Here is a 21,274-nt window from a genome sequence, read left to right on the forward strand (position 1 = left end):
TCGACTGGCACTTCACCCAGTGGGCGGCGAAGCCGGTGGCGTTCGTCAGCTACGGCGGCGCGGCCGGCGGCCGCCATGCGGTGACGGGGTTCGGCGGCGACCGTCCTTTCGCGTCAGCAGCGGCTACCGGACGAGCTCCCAGTCCTGGGAGCCGTCCGTGGCCGCCGTCTGCAGGGTGAGCTGCCCGCCGGCGGTTGCTCCGGTCAGGTACAGGCTCGTGTTCTTGACCGACTGCAGCTTGTAGAGGCCGTCGCTGGTCTTGACGAGGTTCCAACTGCCGGTGGAGCTGTTGTCCACCCACTGGCCGATCTTCTGTCCGGCAGTCGCGCTGCCGGTCCAGATCGCCGCCGCGCGGCCACCCGACTTGTTGAGCAGGGTGGTTCCGCCGCCCGGCTCGGTCACCACGTGCCAGAACTGGGTGTCGGTGTTGGCCGCCGAGCCCGGGTCCTCCAGACGGACGTCGGGCACGTCGCCGTTGCCGAGGTTGGCGTCGTTGGTCTTGTTGCCGGTGCCGATGACCTGGTCGGTCTTGCGGTTGACCAGCTGGTAGTAGGTGCCGGCCGAGTTGCCGAGGTCCGTCTCGGCGTACGCGATCGTCGAGGTCCCCTGGTTGTTGAGGATCACGAGACGGCCCGTGTCGTCGACGTACTGGAGGTTGCGGCTGTAGCCGGCCTTCGAGGTGGTCTGGTACTCCTTCCAGGTGCCGTCGCTGCGTCCGGTCTGGTCGACCCAGACGCTTGCGCTGCCTGCCGCGTTGTAGACCAGGCGGCCGCCGGGCAGCCGGATGAGGACCGGGCTGCCGCCGGTCGCCAGGGTGTGGGAGCCGGTGTCGACCGGCAGGGAGTTGACGCCTGTTCCGGTGGCGGACCCCTTGAAGAACTCCAGCGGGTTGCTTGCGATCTGGTAGCGGGTGTTGGCGCCGCCGCCCCAGTACTCGTAGGTGATCATCCACTTGCCGTCGGTGGTGCGGACCACGTTCGTCATGCCGGGCCGGCCGCCGCCGATCTCCGACTTGCCGCTTCCCATGTCCTGGGTCAGCCCGGCGATGTCGACGACCGGGTCGCTCCACTGCGCCGCCTGGCCGTCCCACGTCCTGTGCACGAGGATCTGGCCCTGCGAGTCCGTGGCGGTGTCGTTCGCGGGGTCGAGGGTGGCGACTCCGGTGGTCGCGTCGAAGCCGGTGTAGTCGTTCTCGTCGGAGTAGTAGCAGACGAGCTTGCCCTTGTAGACCATCAGGTACGGCTCCCAGACCGGGTCCACCTGGTGGTTGGTGTTCGCCGAGGAGAAGTTCTGGCCGACGGCGCCCGCGCTGCCGCCCTGCCAGCCGCCGGTGGCGACGACGTTCTCGACCTTCCAGGTGGCCCCGTTGTCCGTGCTGGAGTACAGCGCGATCGCCACGTCCTTGCGGTCACCGTCGTTGGTGGGCGTCCAGGTCGAGTCGGCCGCCTTGTGCTCCTTGTAGTAGTAGTCGTCGCCCGACACGACGCTGGCCAGGAGCAGGGTGCCCTGCTTCAGATTGCCCACGTCCTGCGGCAGAACGTAGAGGTACGGGTTGGTCCAGTTGCTGGTGTACTTCGCGTACTTCGTGTCGCTGGACAGATAGGCCGGTGCCTTCACCTCGGAGAGCGACTGCCATGTCGTACCGTCGTCGTCGCTCTTGTAGACGGGAAGCGTCTGCCCGTCGGCGCTGCCCGAGGCCGGGACCGTGGACTTCTCGAACGACGCGACCAGCCGGCCGTTCGGCAGTTCCGCCGACTTCGGGTAGATCGCGCAGTTCCCGCGGCCCTTGAGGCACGCCTCGCTGCCGAGCTGGTAGATGGTCCCGCCCGTCGGGGCGTACGCCTGGGCGCCGCCGGACGCGGGGATCGCCAGCAGTGCCGCGGCCGCGACGGCGGCTCCCAGCAGGTGTCTCAGTCTCTTTCTCTGCACAGCCTCTCCTTTGAGGTTGGTGGTCCTCGGGGTGACACCGACGGGCCTTCGTCCTAGACCCTCGCTCCGTCGGAACTCGCGGCGACGAGCACCTTCACGTCCCAGGCGCCCAGCTCGATCGCTGTGCTCGCGGGGACGGGAGCGCCGTCGAGGACATCGGTCAGCTCGACGGGAGCCGCGACGCGCGCGGGCTCCCAGCTCCAGTTGTGGATCACGTGCACCTTGCGGCCGTCCGGGGCCGTGCCCGTGGTGGCGGTGACGGACGCCGGAAGGTCCTGCCATCCGCTGCGTGCGGTGGGCGCCAGCCAGTCGGCGAGGGCCCGGGCGAGACCGCGCCCCGGAGCGGTGCCGACGCAGGTGATGTGCCCCTCGCCGTGGCGTCGGGTGGTGATCGCCGGCCACCTGCCGAAGTGGGGGTGGTCGTACCGGGCGAGTACCTCGGCGTCGTGCACGGTCAGGCCGTCCGCCCAGTGCGTGGCCGTCGCGTCCGCGGGGAGGTCGAGCGGGCCGTCGGGGGTGGCGGTGACCGTGATCGGGGCGGTCAGGTTGCTGAACTCGTCGTACGTCACGCCCGCCGCGTCGGCGAGACCAGCGGGGGCCGGCTCCAGCCGGGCCCGTGCCTCGTGGTCGGCGTAGGCCGTCCGCGGGCCGAGGACGAGATGGCCGCCGGCGTGGGCGTAGGCGGCCAGCCAGTCCACGGTGGTGTCGTGGGCGAGGTACAGGGCGGGCACCACCAGGACCGGGTGCCGCCGGGCCGCCTCGGCGGGTGCCATGCCCTCCCGGTGGCCGTCCGGGTCGTGGAGCTGCCGGACGTGGACGATGCGGACCTGCCGGCCGGCGTCGAAGGCACCTCGGTAGAACGGGTCGAAGATGCGGTGGTAGGAGGCCGGGTCCGGGTCGCCGTCGGCGGTCGCCAGGGGCGGGTACTTCTGCATCAGCCACTTGCTCGGCGTCGAGTAGACCATCGTGATGTCGGCGTCCGGCTCCAGCCCGGCGACGAGCGGGCCGGCCTTCTCGAACTCCGCACCCAGTCCGCCGATCTCGGCGTACGTCCGGCCCGGGCGGCCGCTGTGCGGGAGGACGCCGCCCCAGTAGGTCTCGGCGCCGAAGCGCAGGGTCTGCCACTGCCAGTACTCGATCATCCGGGCGCCGCGCGCCACATGGGCCCAGGCCGCCTGGCGCCACTGGCCGTCGAATCCGGGGCGGTTGTCCCAGGGGAAGCCGATGGAGTTCGCGTTGGTCTCGGTGACCAGGAACGGCTCCTGACGTGAGGAGAACATCCAGTCCGCGGTCTGGTACATCGACCAGACTCCGGTGGTCTTCCAGATCTGTTCGTGCTCGTCGGGCGTGGGGTCGGGAAGCAGCAGGCCGTCCTGCATGTCGTAGTACGGGTTGCCGGACGCGATGTCGAGGCGGTCCGACAGTTCGTCGTCCTCCACGCCGCCTCGCGTGTAGGAGATGCAGGTGGTGACGAACTGCTCCGGCCGGGCGTACTCGCGCACGATGTCGGCCTGCCAGCCGATGAACTCGGTGACCTGGCGGGCCTGGAACTCCCGCCAGGCGACGTCGTACTGGGGCTGTTCGTTGCCGTCCGGGGTCCACAGGTCGGCCCAGGTGGACAGGCGGTGCGACCAGTAGACGAGGCCCCACTCGCGGTTGAGGGTCTCGACGTCCCGGTACTTCTGGCGCAGATGGTCGACGAACCGCTCGAACACGCCCCGGTTGTGCAGGAGATGCAGCCCCGGCTCGTTGTCCACCTGCCATCCGATGACCGCGGGGTGGTCGTAGTACCGTTCGGCGATCTTCCGGATCACCCGCTCGGCGTGGAACCGGAACGCCGGGTGGGTGATGTCCACCTCCTGGCGGGCGCCCCAGCCGATCCGCTCGCCCGTGCGCCGCTCGCCGGTGATCTCCGGGTACTGCCGGGCCAGCCACGGCGGCACGGCGTAGGTCGGCGTGCCGAGGATCACGGAGATGCCGCGTTCGTGGGCGCCGTCGAGCACGGGTTGCAGCCAGTCGAGGTCGAACCGTCCGTTCTCCGGCTCCCAGGTCGACCAGACCGACTCCCCGACGCGGATGACGGTGAAGTGCGCGTCGGCCATCAGGTCGAGGTCGGTCTTGAGCTGGTCGTCGGGCTGCGTGCCGCCGTAGGCCGGCGTGTACTCGTGGTAGTAGGCAGCACCGAACAGGACACGGGCGGGCAGGACCGCCATGAAGGGACCTCCAAGAGGGGGGAAGGGAGAAGGAGCAGGGGTGTGGTCAGCGGCGCTTACTGCTTGACACCGCCGGCGGCCAGGCCGCTCTGCCAGTACCGCTGGAGCATCAGGAAGGCCACGACGAGGGGGATGACCGAGATCAGCGAGCCGGTCACGACGAGCGCGAGCATGTCGCTGCTGGCGCCGGCCCCGCCGTTCTGGGCCTGGGCCGCCCAGGAGGAGAGCCCGACCGTGACGGGGTACAGCTTCGGGTCGTTGAGCATGATCAGCGGCAGGAAGTAGTTGTTCCAGGTCGCCACGAGCGTGAAGAGGACGACCGTCACCAGACCCGGCGCCAGCAGCCGCAGGGCGATCCGGACGAAGATCCGCAGCTCGCCGGCGCCGTCGATCCGGGCGGCCTCCAAGAGGCTGTCGGGTACGGCGTCCTGGGCGTAGATGCGCATCAGGTAGAGGCCGAACGGGCTGACGAGCGAGGGCAGGACGATCGCCCAGGGGGTGTTGACCAGGCCCACCTTCGCGAAGAGCAGGTAGGTCGGGATCGCCAGTGCCGTGGTCGGGATCATGATGGCGCCGAGGACCAGGTTGAAGGCCGTGCCGTTGCCCCGGAACCGGTACTTGGCGAAGCCGTATCCGGCCGCGGTGGCCAGCAGTGCGGCGCCGAGGGCGCTGCCGACCGAGTACAGGACCGTGTTGAGCAGCCAGTGCAGGAAGACGCCGTCGTCGTAGGTCAGGGTCTGCCTGATGTTCGCCAGTAGTCGCGGGCTGTGCGAGAACCACAGGCCGAAGCTGTTGAACAGGTCCTGGGTGCTCTTGGTCGAGGCGACGGCGAGCCAGAACAGCGGCAGGAGGAAGTAGGCGAGCACGGCCAGCATGACGATCGTCAGCGGGGTGCTGCGGCGCCGGACCGGGGAGCGGCGCCCGCGCGTGACCTTGGCCGCCCGACGGGACGCGGTGGCCCCGGAGGCGGTCGTGGCCGGGGTCGCGGGTGCACGGGTCGAGGACTGGGAGACGACGGTCACGACGTCCTCCTGCGGTTCGCGGTGATCAGCACGGCGTAGGAGAAGACCACGATGACCAGGCCCAGGAGGAAGGAGACCGCGGCCGCGTAGTTCACCTGCTGTCCGGTGAAGGCGAGGGTGTAGGCGTAGAGGTTCGCGGTGTACGAGCTGTCGATCACGTCGGGGGCGATGGTCTGCAGCAGTTTCGGTTCGTTGAACAGCTGGAAGCTGCCGATCACCGAGAACAGCAGGGTCAGCAGGAGCGCCGGCCGGAGCGCGGGCAGCTTGACCGACCAGGCGATGCGCCAGGCGCCGGCGCCGTCCACGGCGGCCGCCTCGTACAGCTCACCCGGGATGGTCCGCAGCGCGGCATAGAGAATGATCATGTTGTAGCCGACGAACTCCCAGGTCACCACGTTCGCCAGGCTGCCCAGCATCCAGGTGTCGCTGAGGAAGTGCGGGACCGGCACATCGAGTTTCCGGCCCAGTTGGGCGAAGGGGCCGAAGTCGGGGCCGTAGAGGTAGCCCCACATGAGGGTCGCCACGACGCTCGGTACCGCGTACGGGACGAAGATGCCGAGCCGGACGACCTTGGCGAGCCGCAGCAGGCCGCTGTCGAGCGCGAGCGCGAAGAGCAGCGCCAGCAGCAGCATCACCGGGACCTGGATCGCGAAGAACTCCGCGACCCGCAGCAGACCCTCCCTCAGGAGCGGGTCCTTCAGCGCGGTCACGTAGTTGTCCAGCCCGACGAACGTCGTTCCGCCGATGAGCCGTTCCTGGAACAGGCTGAGATAGGCGGCGTAGCCGAGCGGGGTCAGGAACAGCAGCACGAACAGCACCATGAACGGTGCGATGAACAACGGGCCTGCCGCACCGTGGCGCAGGCCACCGAGCCGGCGGCGCTGCGGCCCTGCTCGGCGCGGGTCCTCGGTGGAGGCCGCGGTCATGGCGGTCATCAACGGGCCTTTCTGGATGTCGGGAGGGCCGGCCGCGGGTCCCGGGGCCCGGGCGGCGAACGCCGGGGCGGGGGCCGGGACCCGCCGGCGGTCACGCGGACTTGACGGTGAAGCCCTGGCCCTTGGCGTAGGTGGTGAGCCGCTGCTGCCAGGCGTCGAGGGCGGCGCCGCTGTCGGTCTTGTCGGCGAGGGACTTTCCGACGGTCTCGGTCCAGTCGGTGGCGGCCTGGTCGAGGAACGGCGGCCACTGGAAGTCGTCGCTGACCGTCTCGCTGATGTCGGCGAAGACCTGGTTCACCTTCTGGCCGCCGTAGAAGGACGGCGTGGCGCCGGCGAAGGACGAGTCGGCCAGCAGAGCCTTGGTCGCGGGGAAGAACGACTGCTCGGTCGCGAACATCTTCGCGCTCGCGGGATCGCTGTTGAGGAACTGGGCGAACTGCGCTGCGGCGACGGGGTTCTTGGTCGAGCGGATGACCGCGCTGGTCGAGCCGCCCCAGTTCCCGGACGCGGGGCTCGACGCGTCCCACTGCGGCAGCGGGGCGGCCCGCCACTTGCCCGCCGTGGCCTTGGCGGAACCGGAGAGGAACGCCGGGCCCCACGCGGCGGTGATCCAGGTCGCGTACCTGCCCTTGTTGAGCCCGGCGTACCAGCCGTCGGTGAAGTCCGGGTCGGTGCTGATGACGCCTTCCTTCGCGAGGCCGCCCCAGTAGGTGCCGAGCTTCTTGGAGATCGCGTCGTTCACGTCGATGGTGATGTCGCTCTTGCCGGACAGGGCGTAGGGGTGGGCGCCCGCCTGCCACAGCAGGCCGTGCCAGGCGGCGGCCTCGTTCGCCGCGAGGTTGGTCAGGTAGACGCCCGGGTCGGCCTTGTGCAGCTTGCGCGCGGCGGCGGCGAACTCGTCCCAGGTCGTCGGCGGCTTGATGCCGTGCTTGTGGAAGATGTCCTGCCGGTACAGCATGCCGAGGGGGCCGGTGTCCTGCGGGATCGCCCAGATCTCGCCGCCGGAACCGCTGACCTGCGCCCAGGTCCAGTCCACGAACTGGCTCTTCAGGCCGGCGGCACCGTACGGGCTCAGGTCCAGCAGGCTGTCCGTGATGGTGAACGTGGGGATCGCCTGGTACTCCACCTGTGCCAGGTCCGGGGCGCCCTTGCCGGCCTTGATCGCCGTGCGCAGCTTGGTGTAGTGGGCCACGCCCTGGCCGGCGTTGACGACCTTGACCTTGATGGCCGGGTACTTCTTCTGGAAGAGGGCGACCTCCTTGTCGATGTTCGGGACCCAGGTCCAGAAGGTGAGCTCGGTCGGCGTCTTCATCGCCTTGTCGATGTCGGCCTGGGAGAGCGGCTTGGCGGAGCTGCCGCCGCTGCTCCCGCTGCCGTTGCCGCCGCTGCAGGCGGACAGCGCGACGCTGAAGGTCGCCGCCCCCACGGCGGCGAGGAATCCGCGACGGCTCGGGGAGGAGGACGTGACGAAGGATCTGGGCATGGTGAACTCCCGCCGGTAGGGCGAAGGTGAGGGCATGCCTGCGGCGGCATGCCGGGCAAGGGAACGCGGGGAGGTGACGACCGGGACTTCGGGGTCGGTGCGTGGAAGGGCACGTCGTCATCGGCTGCTCCCGGCTCGCGGTGCGGATGGCGGACCACGAGGGGGAGGGCGGTCGGAGCGGGCGCCGGTACAGCGGCCCGCTCGGCGAGAAGGAAAGCGTGCGGTGCCCGAGTCCCTGCGGGCGGCTGAGCCGGCATGGCAGGGAGGGGTGAACCGGGCAGCGGCCTGTGCGGCGGCTGCGAGTGTGTGACAGGTCCGGCCCGGAATCCGTGCTCTGGGCCTACTGGGGCTGAAATTGCTCAGGAACGGTCGGATAGACCTCCACTCGGGGGCGTGGCCTTCGCACCACGACGGGGGCGTGTGGCGGAGCGCCGCGCCCCGCCCGGATTCGTACGGGTCGGAGCAGGCGCGGTCGACGCACGAAGGACGAGCTCGACGGGCGGGTCGTTTGCCGGGGGCAGGTCGGCTTCGGGCTTCTCGATGGCGTGGACGAGAAGTCTCAGCCCTTCCTGGGCCACAGCGTCGAACGGCTGACGCACGGTGGTCAGTGGCGGGGTCACGAACGCGGCCACCGGGATGTCGTCGAATCCGACGACGCTGACGTCGTCCGGCACGGTGCGGCCGGCCTCCGTCAGTGCGCGCATGAGGCCGATGGCCATGTCGTCGTTGGCGGCGAACACCGCGGTCACGCCGGGGTCCGCGGCGAGTACCCGGCCCGCCGCATAACCCGATGCCGCGGACCAGTCGCCCTCGACGACCAACGGCTCGTCGCAGCCTCGTGCCTCCAGAGCCTCACGCCACCCCCGTAGACGGTCGCGGGCGGCATACCAGCGCTGCGGACCCGCGAGGTGGTGAACGGTCTGGTGTCCGAGGTCGAGGAGATGCTCGGTGGCCGCCCGGGCCAGCAGGTCGGCGCCGACGCCGGCAGCCACGGTGCCGGGGGCCGTCGTGGCCACCGGCGCACCCAGGACCAGCACCGGTACCCGCACGTCGGCGGGGACCGCTCCCCCGTCCCCCTCCTCGTCGATCGGCTCGGAGATGACGATGCCGTCCACACCCTGCTTGAGGAGCGAGTCGATGGCTCCGCCGACGCCCCCCGGATCGCCTTCCAGGGTGTTCACCACGCGGAGCGCGTAACCGGTGTCCCGGGCGGCCCGCTCGATGCCGATGAGAAGTGACGCGGGTCCGTACAGTGCCGTCCCGAGCGTCACCACGCCGATGGAGCGAGTCCGGCCGGAGGCCAACGCCCGGGCCGCGTGGTTCAGCCGGTAGCCGAGTTCGTCGGCCGCGTCGAGAACGCGCTTGCGCACCTCTGCGGAGACGTACGCCTCGTCGTTGAAGACCCGCGACACCGTCTTCTGCGACACGCCGGCCAGCCGGGCCACATCCACGCTCCGGGGCGCGCCGGAAACGCCGGCCCGTCCTGCTGATGGCGTCATGATGTCTCCCGATGGCCGCGTTCCGCGCCGGTTGCTCCGACGACCTGACTGCGCAGCCATGTCTACGCAGTCAGAAGATGTCCGTCAAGAGTGCGGAACATATTCGTAATATGACGTTCCCGCGTTCGGCACCAGTCCGGGAGCGCCCCGCCGGCCTCGCATGCCGGGCAAACGGACTCCGTCCGTCCTCACGGCTCGGCAGCGGCGCGCTCTACGATGGCCGACCCTGCGGGGCGTCGACCCCGGACGCGCCCATCACGGCCACGACGCCCTCGCCTCACGGACTTTCCCCAGCCAACCCTCGCGCGGCGGCACCCGGTGGCGCAGGGTGCCGGATCAGCGAGACAAGAAACGTATGCGAGACCTCTTGACGGCCGAAATATGACTGCGTAGACATGACTGCGCAGTCGGAGATGACTGCGCAGTCAGCCATCCATGGCTCCGTACTGCCCCTCAGCCCAGCCCATTTCCCGGTGACGCGCCGCAGGGTTCCTCTCACCGACCGATGACCGAAATATCGAACGAAAGGGCGCCATCGTGGTAACCGTCGAACACAAGGACCACCGACCCGCCGATCAGTTCGTCGTGGGTGTGGACTTCGGGACGCTCTCCGGGCGAGCTGTCGTGGTCCGGGTGAGTGACGGCGCGGAGCTGGCGGTCGGCGAGTACGCCTACCCGCACGCGGTCCTCGACCGGGAGCTGCCCGACGGCACCCCGCTGCCCCCCGACTGGGCCCTGCAAGTGCCCGGCGACTACATCGGCGTCCTGCGCCATGCGGTCCCCGAAGCACTGGCCCGTTCCGGGGTGCGGCCGGAGCAGGTGATCGGCATCGGAACGGACTTCACCGCCTGCACGGTTCTGCCGGTACGCGCCGACGGCACCCCTCTGTGTGAACTGCCCGGGCTCTCCGGCCGCCCGCACGCCTACGTCAAGCTCTGGCGCCACCACGCCGCGCAGGGCCAGGCCGACCGCATCAACGCCCTGGCCGCGGAGCGCTCGGAACCCTGGCTGGGGCGGTACGGCGGCCGGGTCTCCTCGGAGTGGGAGTTCGCCAAGGCCCTCCAACTGCTGGAGGAGGACCCGGAGATCTACGGCCTCACCGACCGCTGGATCGAAGCGGCGGACTGGATCGTCTGGCGGCTGTGCGGGACGTACGTCCGTAACGCCTGCACCGCCGGGTACAAGGGCCAGTTCCAGGACGGCTCCTACCCCTCGGCCGACTACCTCGCCGCCCTGAACCCCGCGTTCACCGACTTCGTCACCGAGAAATTGGACCAGCCGATCGCCCAGCTCGGCTCCCTGGCCGGACGACTCACGGCGGAAGCGGCCGCATGGACGGGACTGCCCGAGGGCATCGCGGTCTGCGTCGGCAACGTGGACGCCCATGTGACGGCGCCGGCCGCCACCGCGGTCGAGCCCGGCCGGATGGTGGCCATCATGGGCACGTCCACCTGCCATGTGATGAGCTCCGACCGGAAGGGCACGGTGCCGGGCATGTGCGGGGTCGTCGACGGCGGCATCCTGCCCGGCCTGTGGGGCTACGAGGCCGGTCAGAGCGGAGTCGGTGACATCTTCGCCTGGTTCCTGCGTACGGGGTTCCCCGTCGAGTACGCCGAACGGGCCGAGCGCCTGCAGCGCACCCCGCACGAGTACCTGACCGAACTCGCGGCGAGACAGCAGGTGGGCGAGCACGGCCTGATCGCCCTGGACTGGCACAGCGGCAACCGGTCCGTCCTCGTCGACCACGACCTCAGCGGCGTGGTGCTGGGTCTCACTCTGTCCACACGCCCGGAGGACGTCTACCGCGCCCTCCTGGAGGCGACCGCCTTCGGTACCCGCACCATCATCGAGGCCTTCGAGTCGTCCGGGGTCCCGGTGCAGGAGCTGGTCATCGCCGGCGGACTGACCAAGAACGCGCTGCTCATGCAGATCTACGCCGACGTCACCCGACGCCCGCTCGGCGTCATCGACTCCGCGCAGGGTCCCGCCCTCGGCGCGGCCATGCACGCCGCGGTCGCGGCCGGCGCGTATCCCGACATCCGGGCCGCGGCACACGCGATGGGCAGTGCGCGTCCCGGCATGTACCTGCCCGACCCGGACCGGGCCGCGGCCTACGACCGCCTGTACGCCGAATACCGGCTGCTGCACGACCACTTCGGCCGTGGCGCCAACGACGTCATGCACCGGCTGCGCCGCATCCGGGCCGAAGCCTCCGCCTGAACGCGCGACTCCCGGCGGTTCGCGGCCCCCCGCACTCCCCTCTGAAAGGACACCTCATGGCGAGCGACTCCACATACCGGCTCCCTGGCGAGATCTGGTTCCTGACCGGCAGCCAGGGCCTGTACGGCGAGGAGACCCTGAACCAGGTCGCCCACCAGTCCCAGCGCATAGCGGAGCGGCTGGACTCAAGCACCGAGATCCCCCTGCGGATCGTGTGGAAGCCGGTCCTCACCGACTCCGATTCCATCCGCCGGCTCTGCCAGGAGGCTTCCTCCTCCGACGCCTGCGTCGGCGTGATCCTCTGGATGCACACCTTCTCGCCGGCCAAGATGTGGATCGCCGGTCTCAGCGCGCTGGACCGGCCCGTGCTCCATCTGCACACCCAGTACAACCTGTCGCTCCCCTGGTCGAGCATCGACATGGAGTTCATGAACCTCAACCAGGCCGCCCACGGAGACCGCGAGTTCGCGCACATCGGGTCCCGCCTCGGGATGAACCGCAAGATCGTGGCCGGCCACGCCAGCGACGCCCGCGTCCAGAACCGCGTGGCCACCTGGTGCCGGGCCGCCGCCGGCCGCCACGCGTCGCGCACCCTCAGGCTGGCCCGCTTCGGCGACAACATGCGCGATGTCGCCGTGACCGAGGGCGACAAGGTCGAGGCCCAGTTGCGGTTCGGGTTCTCCGTGAACACCTACGGCGTGAACGATCTGGTCAAGGTCGTCGACGCCGTCGAGGAGAAGGCGGCGGCCGAGCTCGCCGCGAGCTACGTCGAGGAGTACGACGTCCGCCCCGTCCTCCGGCCGGACGGCGTCCGCCACGACGCGCTGCGGTACGCCGCTCGCCTGGAACTCGGTCTGCGTACGTTCCTGGACGAGGGCGGCTTCACCGCCTTCACCACCAATTTCGAGGACCTGGGCGGGCTGCGCCAGCTGCCGGGACTCGCCGTCCAGCGGCTGATGGCCGACGGCTACGGCTTCGGCGGCGAAGGCGACTGGAAGACCTCCGCGCTGCTGCGCACGATGAAGGTCATGGGCTCCGGACAGCCCGGCGGCACCAGTTTCATGGAGGACTACACCTACCACCTCGGGCCGGGCGAGCCGCGCATCCTGGGCGCCCACATGCTGGAGGTCTGCCCCTCCATCGCGGCCGGCCGCCCCAGCTGCGAGATCCATCCGCTGTCGATCGGCGGCCGTGAGGACCCCGTCCGCCTGGTCTTCGACGCCGCCCCCGGCCCCGCTGTGGTCGTCGGTCTCTCCGACCTGGGCGATCGCTTCCGGCTCACCGCTAACACCGTGGACGTGGTCGCCCCCGGACAGCCCCTGCCCCAGCTTCCGGTGGCCAGAGCCGTGTGGAAGCCACGCCCGTCGCTCGCCGAATCCGCCGAGAGCTGGCTGCTCGCCGGTGCCCCGCACCACACCGTGCTCAGCTCGGCCGTCGACATCGAGACGCTCACCGACTTCGCCGCCATGACCGGCGTCGAACTGCTCGTCATCGACGAGAACACGACCACCGGGCAGTTCGCCAAGGAGATCCGCTGGAACGCCGCCTACCACCGGCTCGACCAGCCGCTGTGAGAACGCCGCCCTCGGATGGACCGGTCCCGTCACCACAGCAAGAACAAGGAGCACCGATGACCCTCACCGTACGGGACGGCCTGCGCCAGGAGGTGCTGGCGGCGAACCTGGCCATACCCCAGGCCGGTCTCGCGACCCTGACCTGGGGCAACGTCAGCGGAGTCGACCGTGAGGCGGGGGTGTTCGTCATCAAGCCCTCGGGGGTGCCCTACGACGACCTCTCCATCGACAGCCTGGTCACCGTACGACTGACCGACGGAGCGGTCGTCGACGGCGACCTGCGCCCCTCCACCGACACCGAGACCCACCGCTGTCTGTACCTCGCGTTCCCCTCTGTCGGCGGAGTCACCCACACCCATTCCACCCACGCGGTCGCCTTCGCCCAGGCGCGCCGGGACATCCCCGTCCTGGGCACCACCCACGCCGACACCTTCAACGGGCCCATCCCGTGTACCCCGGACCTCACTCCGGAGCAGTGCGCCAGGGACTACGAGTACAACACCGGGCGCGTCATCGTGGACCTGCTGAAGTCGGACGACCGGACGGCCGCCGAGGTGCCCGCCGCGCTGGTCGCCAACCACGGCCCGTTCACCTGGGGTGCGAGTGCGCGCAAATCCCTGGAGCACGCGATCATCTGCGAAGCCGTCGCCGGCATCGCCACCCACACCCTCGCCCTGATCCCCACCGCCCCGCCGCCCCGGCATCTCCTGGAACGGCACTACACCCGCAAACACGGCCCCGACGCGTACTACGGCAACCCGGAGGTGGCGGCCCCGGCCCGCTCATGGTGAGGATCGCCGTCGGCGCGGGCGCTCAGGCCAGGGACACCGGCAACTCGGCTTTTCAGTTGAGGGACTTGACGAGGCGTTCGATCCGCACGGCGACCTTCTCGGCGGTGCCCTCGACGTAGAAACCGTCACGTGCCTCGTAGGTGAAGTTGTCGTAGTTCCAGCGGTCGGGCATGTTCTTGGCGCCGCCCTCGAACATCGACATGACGAAGGTGCTGGCGAACGGGGACGCCTTGCGGATGGCGGCCGCCGTGCTGGTGGACAGTTCCGGCTCGACGCCGGCGAACACGCCCTTGCCGACCTGGAAGACCCAGACCGGTACCTCGGCGGTGTCGGTGGGGGTGTAGGTGGCGGTCTTCACCGGGCCCGTGGGATGGTCGGTCTCCATCTCGGTGGCGGTGACGTCGTCGGTGAGCAGCCGGACCGTGACGTTCTTGCCGCTCTCGTACCTGGTGATGGCCTGGGACACCCGCACGATCTCGTTGCCCAGGCGCTCGCCCTGCGCGGTCAGCAGTGCGAAGCCGGCGTCGTGCAGGTCGACTCCGTAGGTCCACGCCCCGTTCTTGTCGATCGTGTACCGCTTCGAGCGGTAGGCCGGGAACTGGTCGCCGCAGGCGCCGACGAGCCAGAAGCCGACGGCGCCGGGGTACTGGCTCTCCACGTGCGCGGTGGCGGCGCCGGCCAGGTCGGCGGTGATCGGGAGGCTGCCGTCACTCATGACGGAGTCCTGCATCACACAGGACTGCACGTTGTAGTTGGTCAGGACGGCGATCGGGTTGCCGTCGAGATCGTTGAACCGGGCGACGTACACGCCGTGGTCCGAGGTGCCCTGCTCGTCGACGCCCAGCCAGTAGCCGTCCGCGGTGAGCACGTTGCGGTTGACGTTGACGTCGGCCGTACCGCGGCCGTAGCCGACCTGGGCGTCCTGGAGGTTCGCGACCGCGTCAGCGACCGCGTTCTTGGTGGCGGTGACGATGTTCTGCACGTACGTCGCGGCGCCCGCCGACGAGCTGCTGTCCGCGACGTGCGGGGCGGAGAAGCAGTGCGTGACGGTGACCATGATGTTCGCCGGCGCGATGCCGGTGGCCGCGGTGATGGCCTCGCGCATCAGCCCGATCGCCTCGGCACTGATCGAGGTGAGGTCCAGCACCGCCAGGGCGACACGGCGGGAGCCGGACTCGACCAACAGGACCCGCGCGTACAGGTCGTCGTGCACCGAGGTGAAGTTGTCCAGGGGGAGGATCGAGGCGCTGGGCGTGAACGCGGCCTTGCCGGCACCCGCCTTCAGCCCGGTCGCGGCCTTCGTGGCGGCTCCGGCCGCCGTCGCGCCGCCCACGACGGCGGTGGCGGCCACCGCGAGGGTCGTCGCCGCGACGAACGAGCGGCGGCTCACGTCCCCAAAATAGCCCGCTTGGTCCATATCGTTCTCTTTTCGCTCAGACATCGCAGTCCTCCACAGGAAAAAGACAGGCCCGTAGCCGACTGCCGACGTTTTCGATCGATTCGCTCGGCATGCGTCGGCATAACACCGAGGAAGCATCACAGCGGTTCCAGGAAACAGCAATTCGCGGGATGCAAGCTCAGCTTTCACAGCAGGTATCGACGGCTTGATTTCGTGGGGCGCCTTCTCGCCACGCCCGGCAAGAACACCGGTCGGACGCACGCCGTGAAACCGCCCGATCACACCACACGGAATACAGCGCAACCTCACAGGACTAATTCACAGTTTCCTCAGAGCCTCGGACACCTTGCCGACCTGAGCCCTGAGAAGCGGCACTCCGTCGATCCGGGCGACGGAGCCGTCGGCACGGGGCACCCGCCGGATGCCCTCGTCGGCTCGTCAGGTCACCCGGACGCGCCAATCACCCTCGCATTTCTCGTCGCCCGCTATAGAACGAACGGCCCATTCGAATCGTCGGCAGGAGTGGGTCAGATGGTCAGGCGAACGGTGAGGGATGCCAAGTGCACCTCGCGAAAGATGAGTTTGCACACCACGACGTGACGGCGTGACCAGGAGATATGTGCGCGGCCTGTGGAAAATGAGCGTCCCGCGACTGTGTGGCTGAAACTCGCACAGCGCTTTCCAAGCAGGACTTCTTAGCGTTGCGGACGTTGTCCGGGCGGTCTGCACGGGCCGATGAATTGTGGCGATCAGTCGTCACCGACAAAGGAGTCTGCATTGGTGGAGAGGCGTACGTTCATAGCGGGAGCCGCGGCGGCCGGTGCCGCAGCTGTTGTGGGTGGAACGGCTCTCGGTGCGGCGGCCGACCCGAACGAAACGGCTTCCACGGCCGGCCACGTCCGAGGCGCGACCGCGATCACGAAGGTGTTCGGGGACGGCCAGAAGCTCATCGCCGTGGCCGTCGAGTACGACCGCGACATCGACGGCTCCACCCTCTCGACGTCCACGTTCGCCGTCACCGGCCGGACCGTCACCAAGGTCTACGCGAACAGGACGGCCGCGTTGGCCGAGCGGGGCAGGGACGGCCGGTTCGCCGTCGTCGAGCTCTCGCCCGACGACGCCACGGCGGCACTGTGGGTGACGCAGCAGGGCGGTGGCGGCACCTCGACGGGCTCTCCGAGTCCCAGCCCGAGCGACACGAGCGGATCGGGCGGCTCAGGCGGTGCCCCGGGAGCCGGCGGGCCGAAGGTCGGCGACAGCACGCCGGGCGGAACGATCGTGGCGGCGACGGCCTCCGTGGTCCAGAAGGACACCGTCAGGACGACGCACGGCGCCCGCTATGCGGCCACCGGCACGACCCTGACGACCAGCGCCGTCGTGAACCTCATCGTCGACGACTTCCAGCAGTTCACCTTCGACGACCCCGCCACCGGTCAGAGCCTCAGGTACAACCTCTTCATCCCGAAGGACTACAACCCCCGCAGGCGGTATCCGCTCGTGCTGTTCATGCACGACGCGAGCGTCGTCAACGTGGCCACCGAGGGCCCGCTGGTCCAGGGCCTGGGAGCCGTGTGCTGGGCCAGCCCCGAGGACCAGGCGAAGCACGAGAGTTTCGTCCTCGCCCCCGAGTACGGCTCCGTGGTCATCGACGACGACTACGCACCCTCGACGCTGTTCGACGCCACGGCCAACCTCGTCCAGGCCGTGACGGAGCAGTACTCGATCGACGAGAACCGCCGCTACACGACCGGCCAGTCGATGGGCGCGATGATGTCGCTGGGTCTGAACATCAGGTACCCGGACCTGTTCGCGGCCGCGTTCATCGTCGCCGGTCAGTGGCCCGCCGAGCAGGTCGCACCGCTGGCCGACAAGAACCTGTGGATCGTCGTCTCCCAGGACGACGACAAGGCCTACCCCGGCGAGAACGCCATCACCGCGGCCATCGAGGACGCGGGCACCCAGGTCGCCACCGCGGTGTGGGACGGCCAGTCCACCACAGCCCAGTTCGCCGCGGACGTCCGCAACCTCAAGGCCCAGAAGGCACCGGTCAACTACGCCTCCTTCCTCACCGGCACGACGGTCCCCTCCGGCTCCGGCACCAGCGCGCACATGGGCACGTGGCACATCGCGTACACCATTCCGGGCATCCGGGACTGGATCATGAGGCAGTCCGAGTAGGACACCTCCGCAAGGGGCGGGTCCGGTGCTGACAAGGCCCGGGTCCGCCCATTCGGTTCAATGAGGTGCACGTGGTCCGAGCCGGGCCGGAGCAACGGTCAGGCCCCCGGGACAGGCGGGCCGGGCTGCTTCCTGCGGACTTCCCTTTCCCTCAGCTCCCGCTCGCGGCCGCACTGCGCAGGCTCGGCGACGGACTCGGCACCCCGCCGCCCGGCAACGGCGCGCTCCTCGCCCGCGCCACGGCTGTGTCCGGTCCGGGGGAAACCACCCCCGTGGTGCCCCCGCTGCGCTGGTGCAGCACGAGCCCCCCGGCCGAACTGGCCAACGCCGCGTAGAGCGCTCGATGCTCCGGCCGCAGGGGCGGAGGCTGACTGACCACCACCACCTCATGGACTCCCGTGGGCCGGACCGGACAGCACCGCGGCCCTCTCCTCGGCCTGCGCGACGTGCAGCGGCGACAGGGCGAAACGTGTGCTCCAGGTCGAAACGCCGGAGGAACAACTGCCAGCAGCGGTCGACATCCGCCGCGCTGGCGCCGATACCCGACCACCACAGCCAGACCGGCTTGTTCACCCCGCCGGACGGCAGCTCCTCCCCGGCCAGGCGGATGACCGTGCCCTCGATCAGGCGCAGCGGTTCGTCGTGGTCGAGCCAGGCCGCCCGCCGGGTCGGCCTGGGGTGCAGCCGGTCCCATGCCTGCGCGGTCGCCCGGCCGCGAAGGCAGGTGTCGGTGACCGCCACGATCTGCTCGGTACCCCAGGTCCAAGAACCGATCGCCGGCAGAAGCGTCGTCACCGTGGAGGACAGCGGCCCTATTCCGACTGCGTCGGCTGGTCCAGGGGTCGCAGCAGCCGGAGAATCATCTCAACGGTGCGCTCGACGGGGTGGGTTCGCACGATGACGGTCGAGAGCAGCGTACGGGTCAGGACCGCGGCAAGGAGCATGTCGAAGACGTCGTCCGGGTCCACGGCCGGGTCGACGCTGCCGGGTGGAGCAGCGCGCAGGATGTCCTGGAACTGAGGCCGCGCCGACACACGCAGATACAGCTCCGGTGAACGGGTGCGCTCCGAGGCCTGATGGTGCGCGAGGAGTCCGGCCGCAGCCGCGCGCGCGGCCGGGGCGCCGAAGGCCGTCAGGTAGGCGCCGATGAAGCGGCGCAGATCGCGCCGGAGATCCCCCGTCGGCTGCACGCTCAGTGGGCTGAGCCCGGGGAACGTGGCCTCCTCGATCAGCTCGATCCTTGACGGCCAGCGCCGGTAGATGGCCGAGGCGTGCACACCGGACTGCTCCGCGACGGCCTGGATCGTAGTCGCGTCGAAGCCGCGTCGGACGAGCAGTTCGCGCGTTGCCGTGAGAGCCCGTTCGTTGATGCTCATGTCACGTGGACGGCCCGGGCGGCGGCGAGGCTCTTCCATGTCGGCGATTGTATTGAACAGGTACTGGCCAGGTCCTGCCCGACGGTCGAAGCCGACTACCCGTCCTCAATTATAGGAGACCGTCTTCTGTAATTCCCGCAGTGACGCTACAGTCCCGGAGGACGGACTGCGGAGGAGACGCTGATGCGTGCTGCTGTGCTACGGGGCGGAACGGTCGAGGTGCGAGACATCGAGGATCCTGTTCCCGGACCGGGCCAGCTCCTCGTCCGCTCGCTCGCGTGCGGTGTCTGCGCGTCGGACCTTCACTTCATGGACCATCCGGAGGCGGGTGCCGACGACGACAGCGGAATGTCGACCTACGACCAGGACGTCGACATCGTCATGGGCCACGAGTACTGCGCCGAAGTCGTGGACTACGGTCCGGACACCGAGCGCCGGATCCCCGTCGGTACGCGCGTCAGCTCCCTGCCGGTGCTGACCACCCCCGCCGGCCGGAGGATCATCGGGCAGAACCCCGAGTCGCCCGGCGCGTTCGGCGAGTACTTCCTGGTGACCGAGGCCATCACCCGGGTCGTGGACTCGGACCTCCCGAGCGAGATCGTGTGTGTCGCCGACGCGATCTCGGTCGGCTGGTCGACCGCCTCGCGCGCCCGGGTGACGCCGAAGGAGACACCGCTCGTCATCGGCTGCGGCGCCATCGGGCTGTCGGTGATCGCGCGGCTCAGAAGCCTGGGCGTGGGCCCGATCGTGGCGGTGGACTTCGTGGCGTCGCGGCGCGCCACCGCACTGGCCATGGGGGCCGATGTGGTCGTCGATCCGGCCGCGGTCTCGCCGTACCGGGCATGGCACGACGTGGCGCGCGCCCACGCCCATGGACCGGACGGGTCGGTGAAGGACACGACGGCGCCGCACGGTCAACCGGACGGTGTCGTGTTCGAGTGCGTCGGTGTTCCGGGCGTCCTCGACTCGATCATCAAGGGATGTGCGCGCGGCACCCGGATCTTCTCCGTCGGCGGACCGCCCGAAGGCGACCACCTGCACACCCTGACCGCGAAGCGGAAGGGCCTGAACATCCAGTTCGGCGGCGGCCCGTCGATGGCCCACTGGGACGAGGCGTTCCAAGCGGTCTGCTCGGGCGGCCTCGATGTCGCGCCGATGCTGGGCGGCGCAGGAACCGTCGGGCTCGACGGGGTGCCCGCCGCGCTCGACGCGGTCCGCGACGGGAACGGACCCGCCCGCATCGTCGTAGTACCCGGGGAGCTGTGACGGATGAGCGACACCGACGAACTCGCCGAGTTGCGCGCCGCGCTGGAGACACTGACGGCGAAGGTGCGCGCCCTGGAGGACCAGGTCGAGATCATGCAACTCGTCGCCCAGTACGGGCCCGCGGTCGACAGCGGTTCGGGAGAGGCCGCGGCAGGGCTGTGGACCGACGACGGCATCTTCGACGCCATCCCCCATCTGCGCATGGAAGGCCGGGACGACATCGCCGGCATGGTGCACGGCGCCGGCCACCAGAGCCTGATCCACAAGGGCTGCGGTCACGTCCTGACCGCACCCCACATCGTCGTCGACGGCGACCGCGCCACCGGCCGCAGCCACGCGCTGCACCTGCGCTGGGACGCCGAGGCCGGCCGTTTCTGGGTGTTCCAGGTGTCCGCGAACACCTGGCGCTGGGCGCGCACCCCGCAGGGCTGGCGCATCACCGAGCGCATCAACGCCAACCTCGACGGCAGCGCCGAACACCGCGAGATGCTCGCGCCGCCCGCCCCTCGCGGCCGCCTGGAGGACGAGTGAAGATCGGTTTCATCGGCCCGGGCCGTATGGGCCGGCCGATCCTCGACCGCCTGGTGGCCGCGGATCACGACGTCACCGTCTGTGCACGCCGCCCAGAGGCCCGTGCGGCGGCCGAGGCCGACGGGCTGACCTGTGCCGACACGGTCGCGGCAACGGTGCGCGACGCCGACGCGGTGTTCGTCGTCGTGCTGACGGACGAGCAGGTGCGATCGGTCTGCCTCGGTTCGCAGGGTACGGGAGGCTCGGACGGTGCCATCGCGGTCATGAAACCGGGCGCGACGCTCGTCCAGCACACCACCTCCGCCCCCGCGACCGCACAACTCCTCGCCGAGGCGGGCGCGAAGCGCGGGATCAGGGTGCTCGACGCCGCGCTCTCCGGCAGCCCGCAGGACATCGCCGCGGGCCGGCTCACCCTGTGGGTGGGCGGGGACGAGGCCGTACTGGACGCCACGCGTCCACTGCTGGAGACGTATGCCTCGCCGGTCATGTCCGTGGGGCCGGTCGGCAACGGTCAGCGGGGCAAGCTCGTCAACAACGCACTGTTCGTGGCACAGGTAGGTCTCGCGATCGACGCGGTGCGCCTCGCCGGCTCGCTGGGGATCGAGGAGAAGACGATCCTGGCCGCCGTGCAGCACGGCAGCGGCGCCAGCCGAGCGCTCGGCGTCATCGCCGGCGGCGGCTCGGTCGACACGGTCGCGGAGCGTCTCGCGGACCTGATGAGCAAGGACGTCACCGTGGTACGCCAGGTCGCGGCGGACGCGGGAGCGGACCTCGGAATCCTCGGGAGAGTCCTGTCCTCGGACGCGGTCGAAGGGAAAGTGCTCCGTTCGGCCGGTCGCGACTCGTTCACGTGAACTT

16 protein-coding genes and 1 pseudogene are annotated in these 21,274 nt (G+C 69.8%); 9 read left to right on the plus strand and 8 right to left on the minus strand.

Annotation, left to right across the window (positions count from 1 at the left end; genetic code table 11):
* A pseudogene (locus ACFWPS_RS41865) lies at nucleotides 1-83 on the plus strand (NADPH-dependent oxidoreductase); the annotation flags it as partial.
* A gap of 40 nt (nucleotides 84-123) precedes the next feature.
* Here the strand turns inward: ACFWPS_RS41865 and ACFWPS_RS41870 are convergent.
* The 6 genes from ACFWPS_RS41870 to ACFWPS_RS41895 all read right to left on the minus strand — a co-directional run bounded on the left by ACFWPS_RS41870 (nucleotide 124) and on the right by ACFWPS_RS41895 (nucleotide 9,081).
* Nucleotides 124-1,929 (minus strand): RICIN domain-containing protein, encoded by a 1,806-nt coding sequence (locus ACFWPS_RS41870; RefSeq protein WP_383715971.1) that lies wholly within the window; start codon nucleotides 1,927-1,929, stop codon nucleotides 124-126.
* Between the two features lie 53 nt (nucleotides 1,930-1,982).
* Nucleotides 1,983-4,142, minus strand: a complete 2,160-nt coding sequence (locus ACFWPS_RS41875; protein ID WP_383715974.1) for a beta-galactosidase — start codon at nucleotides 4,140-4,142, stop codon at nucleotides 1,983-1,985.
* A 56-nt stretch (nucleotides 4,143-4,198) separates the two neighbouring features.
* Complete coding sequence (locus tag ACFWPS_RS41880; protein WP_383715976.1) at nucleotides 4,199-5,164, minus strand: carbohydrate ABC transporter permease; 966 nt, start codon at nucleotides 5,162-5,164, stop codon at nucleotides 4,199-4,201.
* Nucleotides 5,161-6,099 carry a carbohydrate ABC transporter permease gene (locus ACFWPS_RS41885; protein WP_383715979.1) on the minus strand — a complete coding sequence of 313 codons (939 nt, stop codon included), beginning with the start codon at nucleotides 6,097-6,099 and terminating at the stop codon, nucleotides 5,161-5,163. The genes ACFWPS_RS41880 and ACFWPS_RS41885 overlap by 4 nt, the downstream gene beginning before the upstream one ends.
* 91 nt (nucleotides 6,100-6,190) lie before the next feature.
* Nucleotides 6,191-7,582: an ABC transporter substrate-binding protein gene (locus ACFWPS_RS41890; protein ID WP_383715981.1), complete on the minus strand. Its 1,392-nt coding sequence runs from the start codon at nucleotides 7,580-7,582 to the stop codon at nucleotides 6,191-6,193.
* Nucleotides 7,583-7,941: 359 nt separating this feature from the next.
* A complete protein-coding gene (locus ACFWPS_RS41895; RefSeq protein WP_383715984.1) occupies nucleotides 7,942-9,081 on the minus strand; it encodes a LacI family DNA-binding transcriptional regulator in 1,140 nt (379 codons plus the stop codon).
* A gap of 537 nt (nucleotides 9,082-9,618) precedes the next feature.
* Between ACFWPS_RS41895 and araB the strand changes: the two genes are divergently transcribed.
* Genes araB through araD form a run of 3 tightly spaced genes read left to right on the plus strand, consistent with a single transcriptional unit; the run spans nucleotide 9,619 to nucleotide 13,666 of the window.
* Nucleotides 9,619-11,301: a ribulokinase gene (gene araB / locus ACFWPS_RS41900; RefSeq protein WP_383715986.1), complete on the plus strand. Its 1,683-nt coding sequence runs from the start codon at nucleotides 9,619-9,621 to the stop codon at nucleotides 11,299-11,301.
* A gap of 56 nt (nucleotides 11,302-11,357) precedes the next feature.
* Nucleotides 11,358-12,875, plus strand: coding sequence for an L-arabinose isomerase (gene araA, locus ACFWPS_RS41905; RefSeq protein WP_383715989.1), 1,518 nt, complete (start codon nucleotides 11,358-11,360; stop codon nucleotides 12,873-12,875).
* Between the two features lie 56 nt (nucleotides 12,876-12,931).
* Nucleotides 12,932-13,666 (plus strand): L-ribulose-5-phosphate 4-epimerase AraD, encoded by a 735-nt coding sequence (gene araD / locus ACFWPS_RS41910; RefSeq protein WP_383715992.1) that lies wholly within the window; start codon nucleotides 12,932-12,934, stop codon nucleotides 13,664-13,666.
* A 52-nt stretch (nucleotides 13,667-13,718) separates the two neighbouring features.
* Here araD and ACFWPS_RS41915 read toward each other — a convergent pair whose 3' ends face one another.
* Nucleotides 13,719-15,056, minus strand: a complete 1,338-nt coding sequence (locus ACFWPS_RS41915) for a hypothetical protein (RefSeq protein ID WP_383715994.1) — start codon at nucleotides 15,054-15,056, stop codon at nucleotides 13,719-13,721.
* 789 nt (nucleotides 15,057-15,845) lie between these two features.
* Here ACFWPS_RS41915 and ACFWPS_RS41920 point away from each other — a divergent pair.
* Nucleotides 15,846-17,243 carry an alpha/beta hydrolase-fold protein gene (locus ACFWPS_RS41920; RefSeq protein WP_383715996.1) on the plus strand — a complete coding sequence of 466 codons (1,398 nt, stop codon included), beginning with the start codon at nucleotides 15,846-15,848 and terminating at the stop codon, nucleotides 17,241-17,243.
* A gap of 71 nt (nucleotides 17,244-17,314) precedes the next feature.
* On the plus strand, nucleotides 17,315-17,578 hold the full coding sequence (locus tag ACFWPS_RS41925) for a hypothetical protein (RefSeq protein ID WP_383715998.1): 264 nt from the start codon (nucleotides 17,315-17,317) through the stop codon (nucleotides 17,576-17,578).
* Nucleotides 17,579-18,055: 477 nt separating this feature from the next.
* Here the strand turns inward: ACFWPS_RS41925 and ACFWPS_RS41930 are convergent, their stop codons facing one another.
* Nucleotides 18,056-18,658, minus strand: a complete 603-nt coding sequence (locus ACFWPS_RS41930; protein WP_383716001.1) for a TetR/AcrR family transcriptional regulator — start codon at nucleotides 18,656-18,658, stop codon at nucleotides 18,056-18,058.
* A gap of 144 nt (nucleotides 18,659-18,802) precedes the next feature.
* Here ACFWPS_RS41930 and ACFWPS_RS41935 point away from each other — a divergent pair, with 144 nt between their 5' ends.
* The 3 genes from ACFWPS_RS41935 to ACFWPS_RS41945 are packed head-to-tail and all read left to right on the plus strand — an operon-like array spanning nucleotide 18,803 to nucleotide 21,270.
* Nucleotides 18,803-19,885 carry a zinc-binding dehydrogenase gene (locus ACFWPS_RS41935; protein WP_383716004.1) on the plus strand — a complete coding sequence of 361 codons (1,083 nt, stop codon included), beginning with the start codon at nucleotides 18,803-18,805 and terminating at the stop codon, nucleotides 19,883-19,885.
* 3 nt (nucleotides 19,886-19,888) lie between these two features.
* Nucleotides 19,889-20,416, plus strand: coding sequence for a nuclear transport factor 2 family protein (locus tag ACFWPS_RS41940; protein ID WP_383716007.1), 528 nt, complete (start codon nucleotides 19,889-19,891; stop codon nucleotides 20,414-20,416).
* Nucleotides 20,413-21,270, plus strand: coding sequence for an NAD(P)-dependent oxidoreductase (locus ACFWPS_RS41945; RefSeq protein WP_383716009.1), 858 nt, complete (start codon nucleotides 20,413-20,415; stop codon nucleotides 21,268-21,270). Before ACFWPS_RS41940 ends, ACFWPS_RS41945 begins: the two co-directional genes overlap by 4 nt.
* The last annotated feature ends 4 nt before the right edge of the window (nucleotides 21,271-21,274 follow it).

The sequence above is a fragment of the Streptomyces sp. NPDC058457 genome, assembly GCF_042720695.1.
Taxonomy (GTDB): domain Bacteria; phylum Actinomycetota; class Actinomycetes; order Streptomycetales; family Streptomycetaceae; genus Streptomyces.

What these genes read in the sequence shown, in the direction of transcription:
- ACFWPS_RS41875 (WP_383715974.1), bottom strand. Translation starts at nt 4,142, where the DNA reads ATGGCGGTCCTGCCCGCCCGTGTCCTGTTCGGTGCTGCCTACTACCAC.
- ACFWPS_RS41885 (WP_383715979.1), bottom strand. Translation starts at nt 6,099, where the DNA reads ATGACCGCCATGACCGCGGCCTCCACCGAGGACCCGCGCCGAGCAGGG.
- ACFWPS_RS41890 (WP_383715981.1), bottom strand. Translation starts at nt 7,582, where the DNA reads ATGCCCAGATCCTTCGTCACGTCCTCCTCCCCGAGCCGTCGCGGATTC.
- ACFWPS_RS41895 (WP_383715984.1), bottom strand. Translation starts at nt 9,081, where the DNA reads ATGACGCCATCAGCAGGACGGGCCGGCGTTTCCGGCGCGCCCCGGAGC.
- araA (WP_383715989.1), top strand. Translation starts at nt 11,358, where the DNA reads ATGGCGAGCGACTCCACATACCGGCTCCCTGGCGAGATCTGGTTCCTG.
- araD (WP_383715992.1), top strand. Translation starts at nt 12,932, where the DNA reads ATGACCCTCACCGTACGGGACGGCCTGCGCCAGGAGGTGCTGGCGGCG.
- ACFWPS_RS41930 (WP_383716001.1), bottom strand. Translation starts at nt 18,658, where the DNA reads ATGGAAGAGCCTCGCCGCCGCCCGGGCCGTCCACGTGACATGAGCATC.
- ACFWPS_RS41935 (WP_383716004.1), top strand. Translation starts at nt 18,803, where the DNA reads ATGCGTGCTGCTGTGCTACGGGGCGGAACGGTCGAGGTGCGAGACATC.
- ACFWPS_RS41940 (WP_383716007.1), top strand. Translation starts at nt 19,889, where the DNA reads ATGAGCGACACCGACGAACTCGCCGAGTTGCGCGCCGCGCTGGAGACA.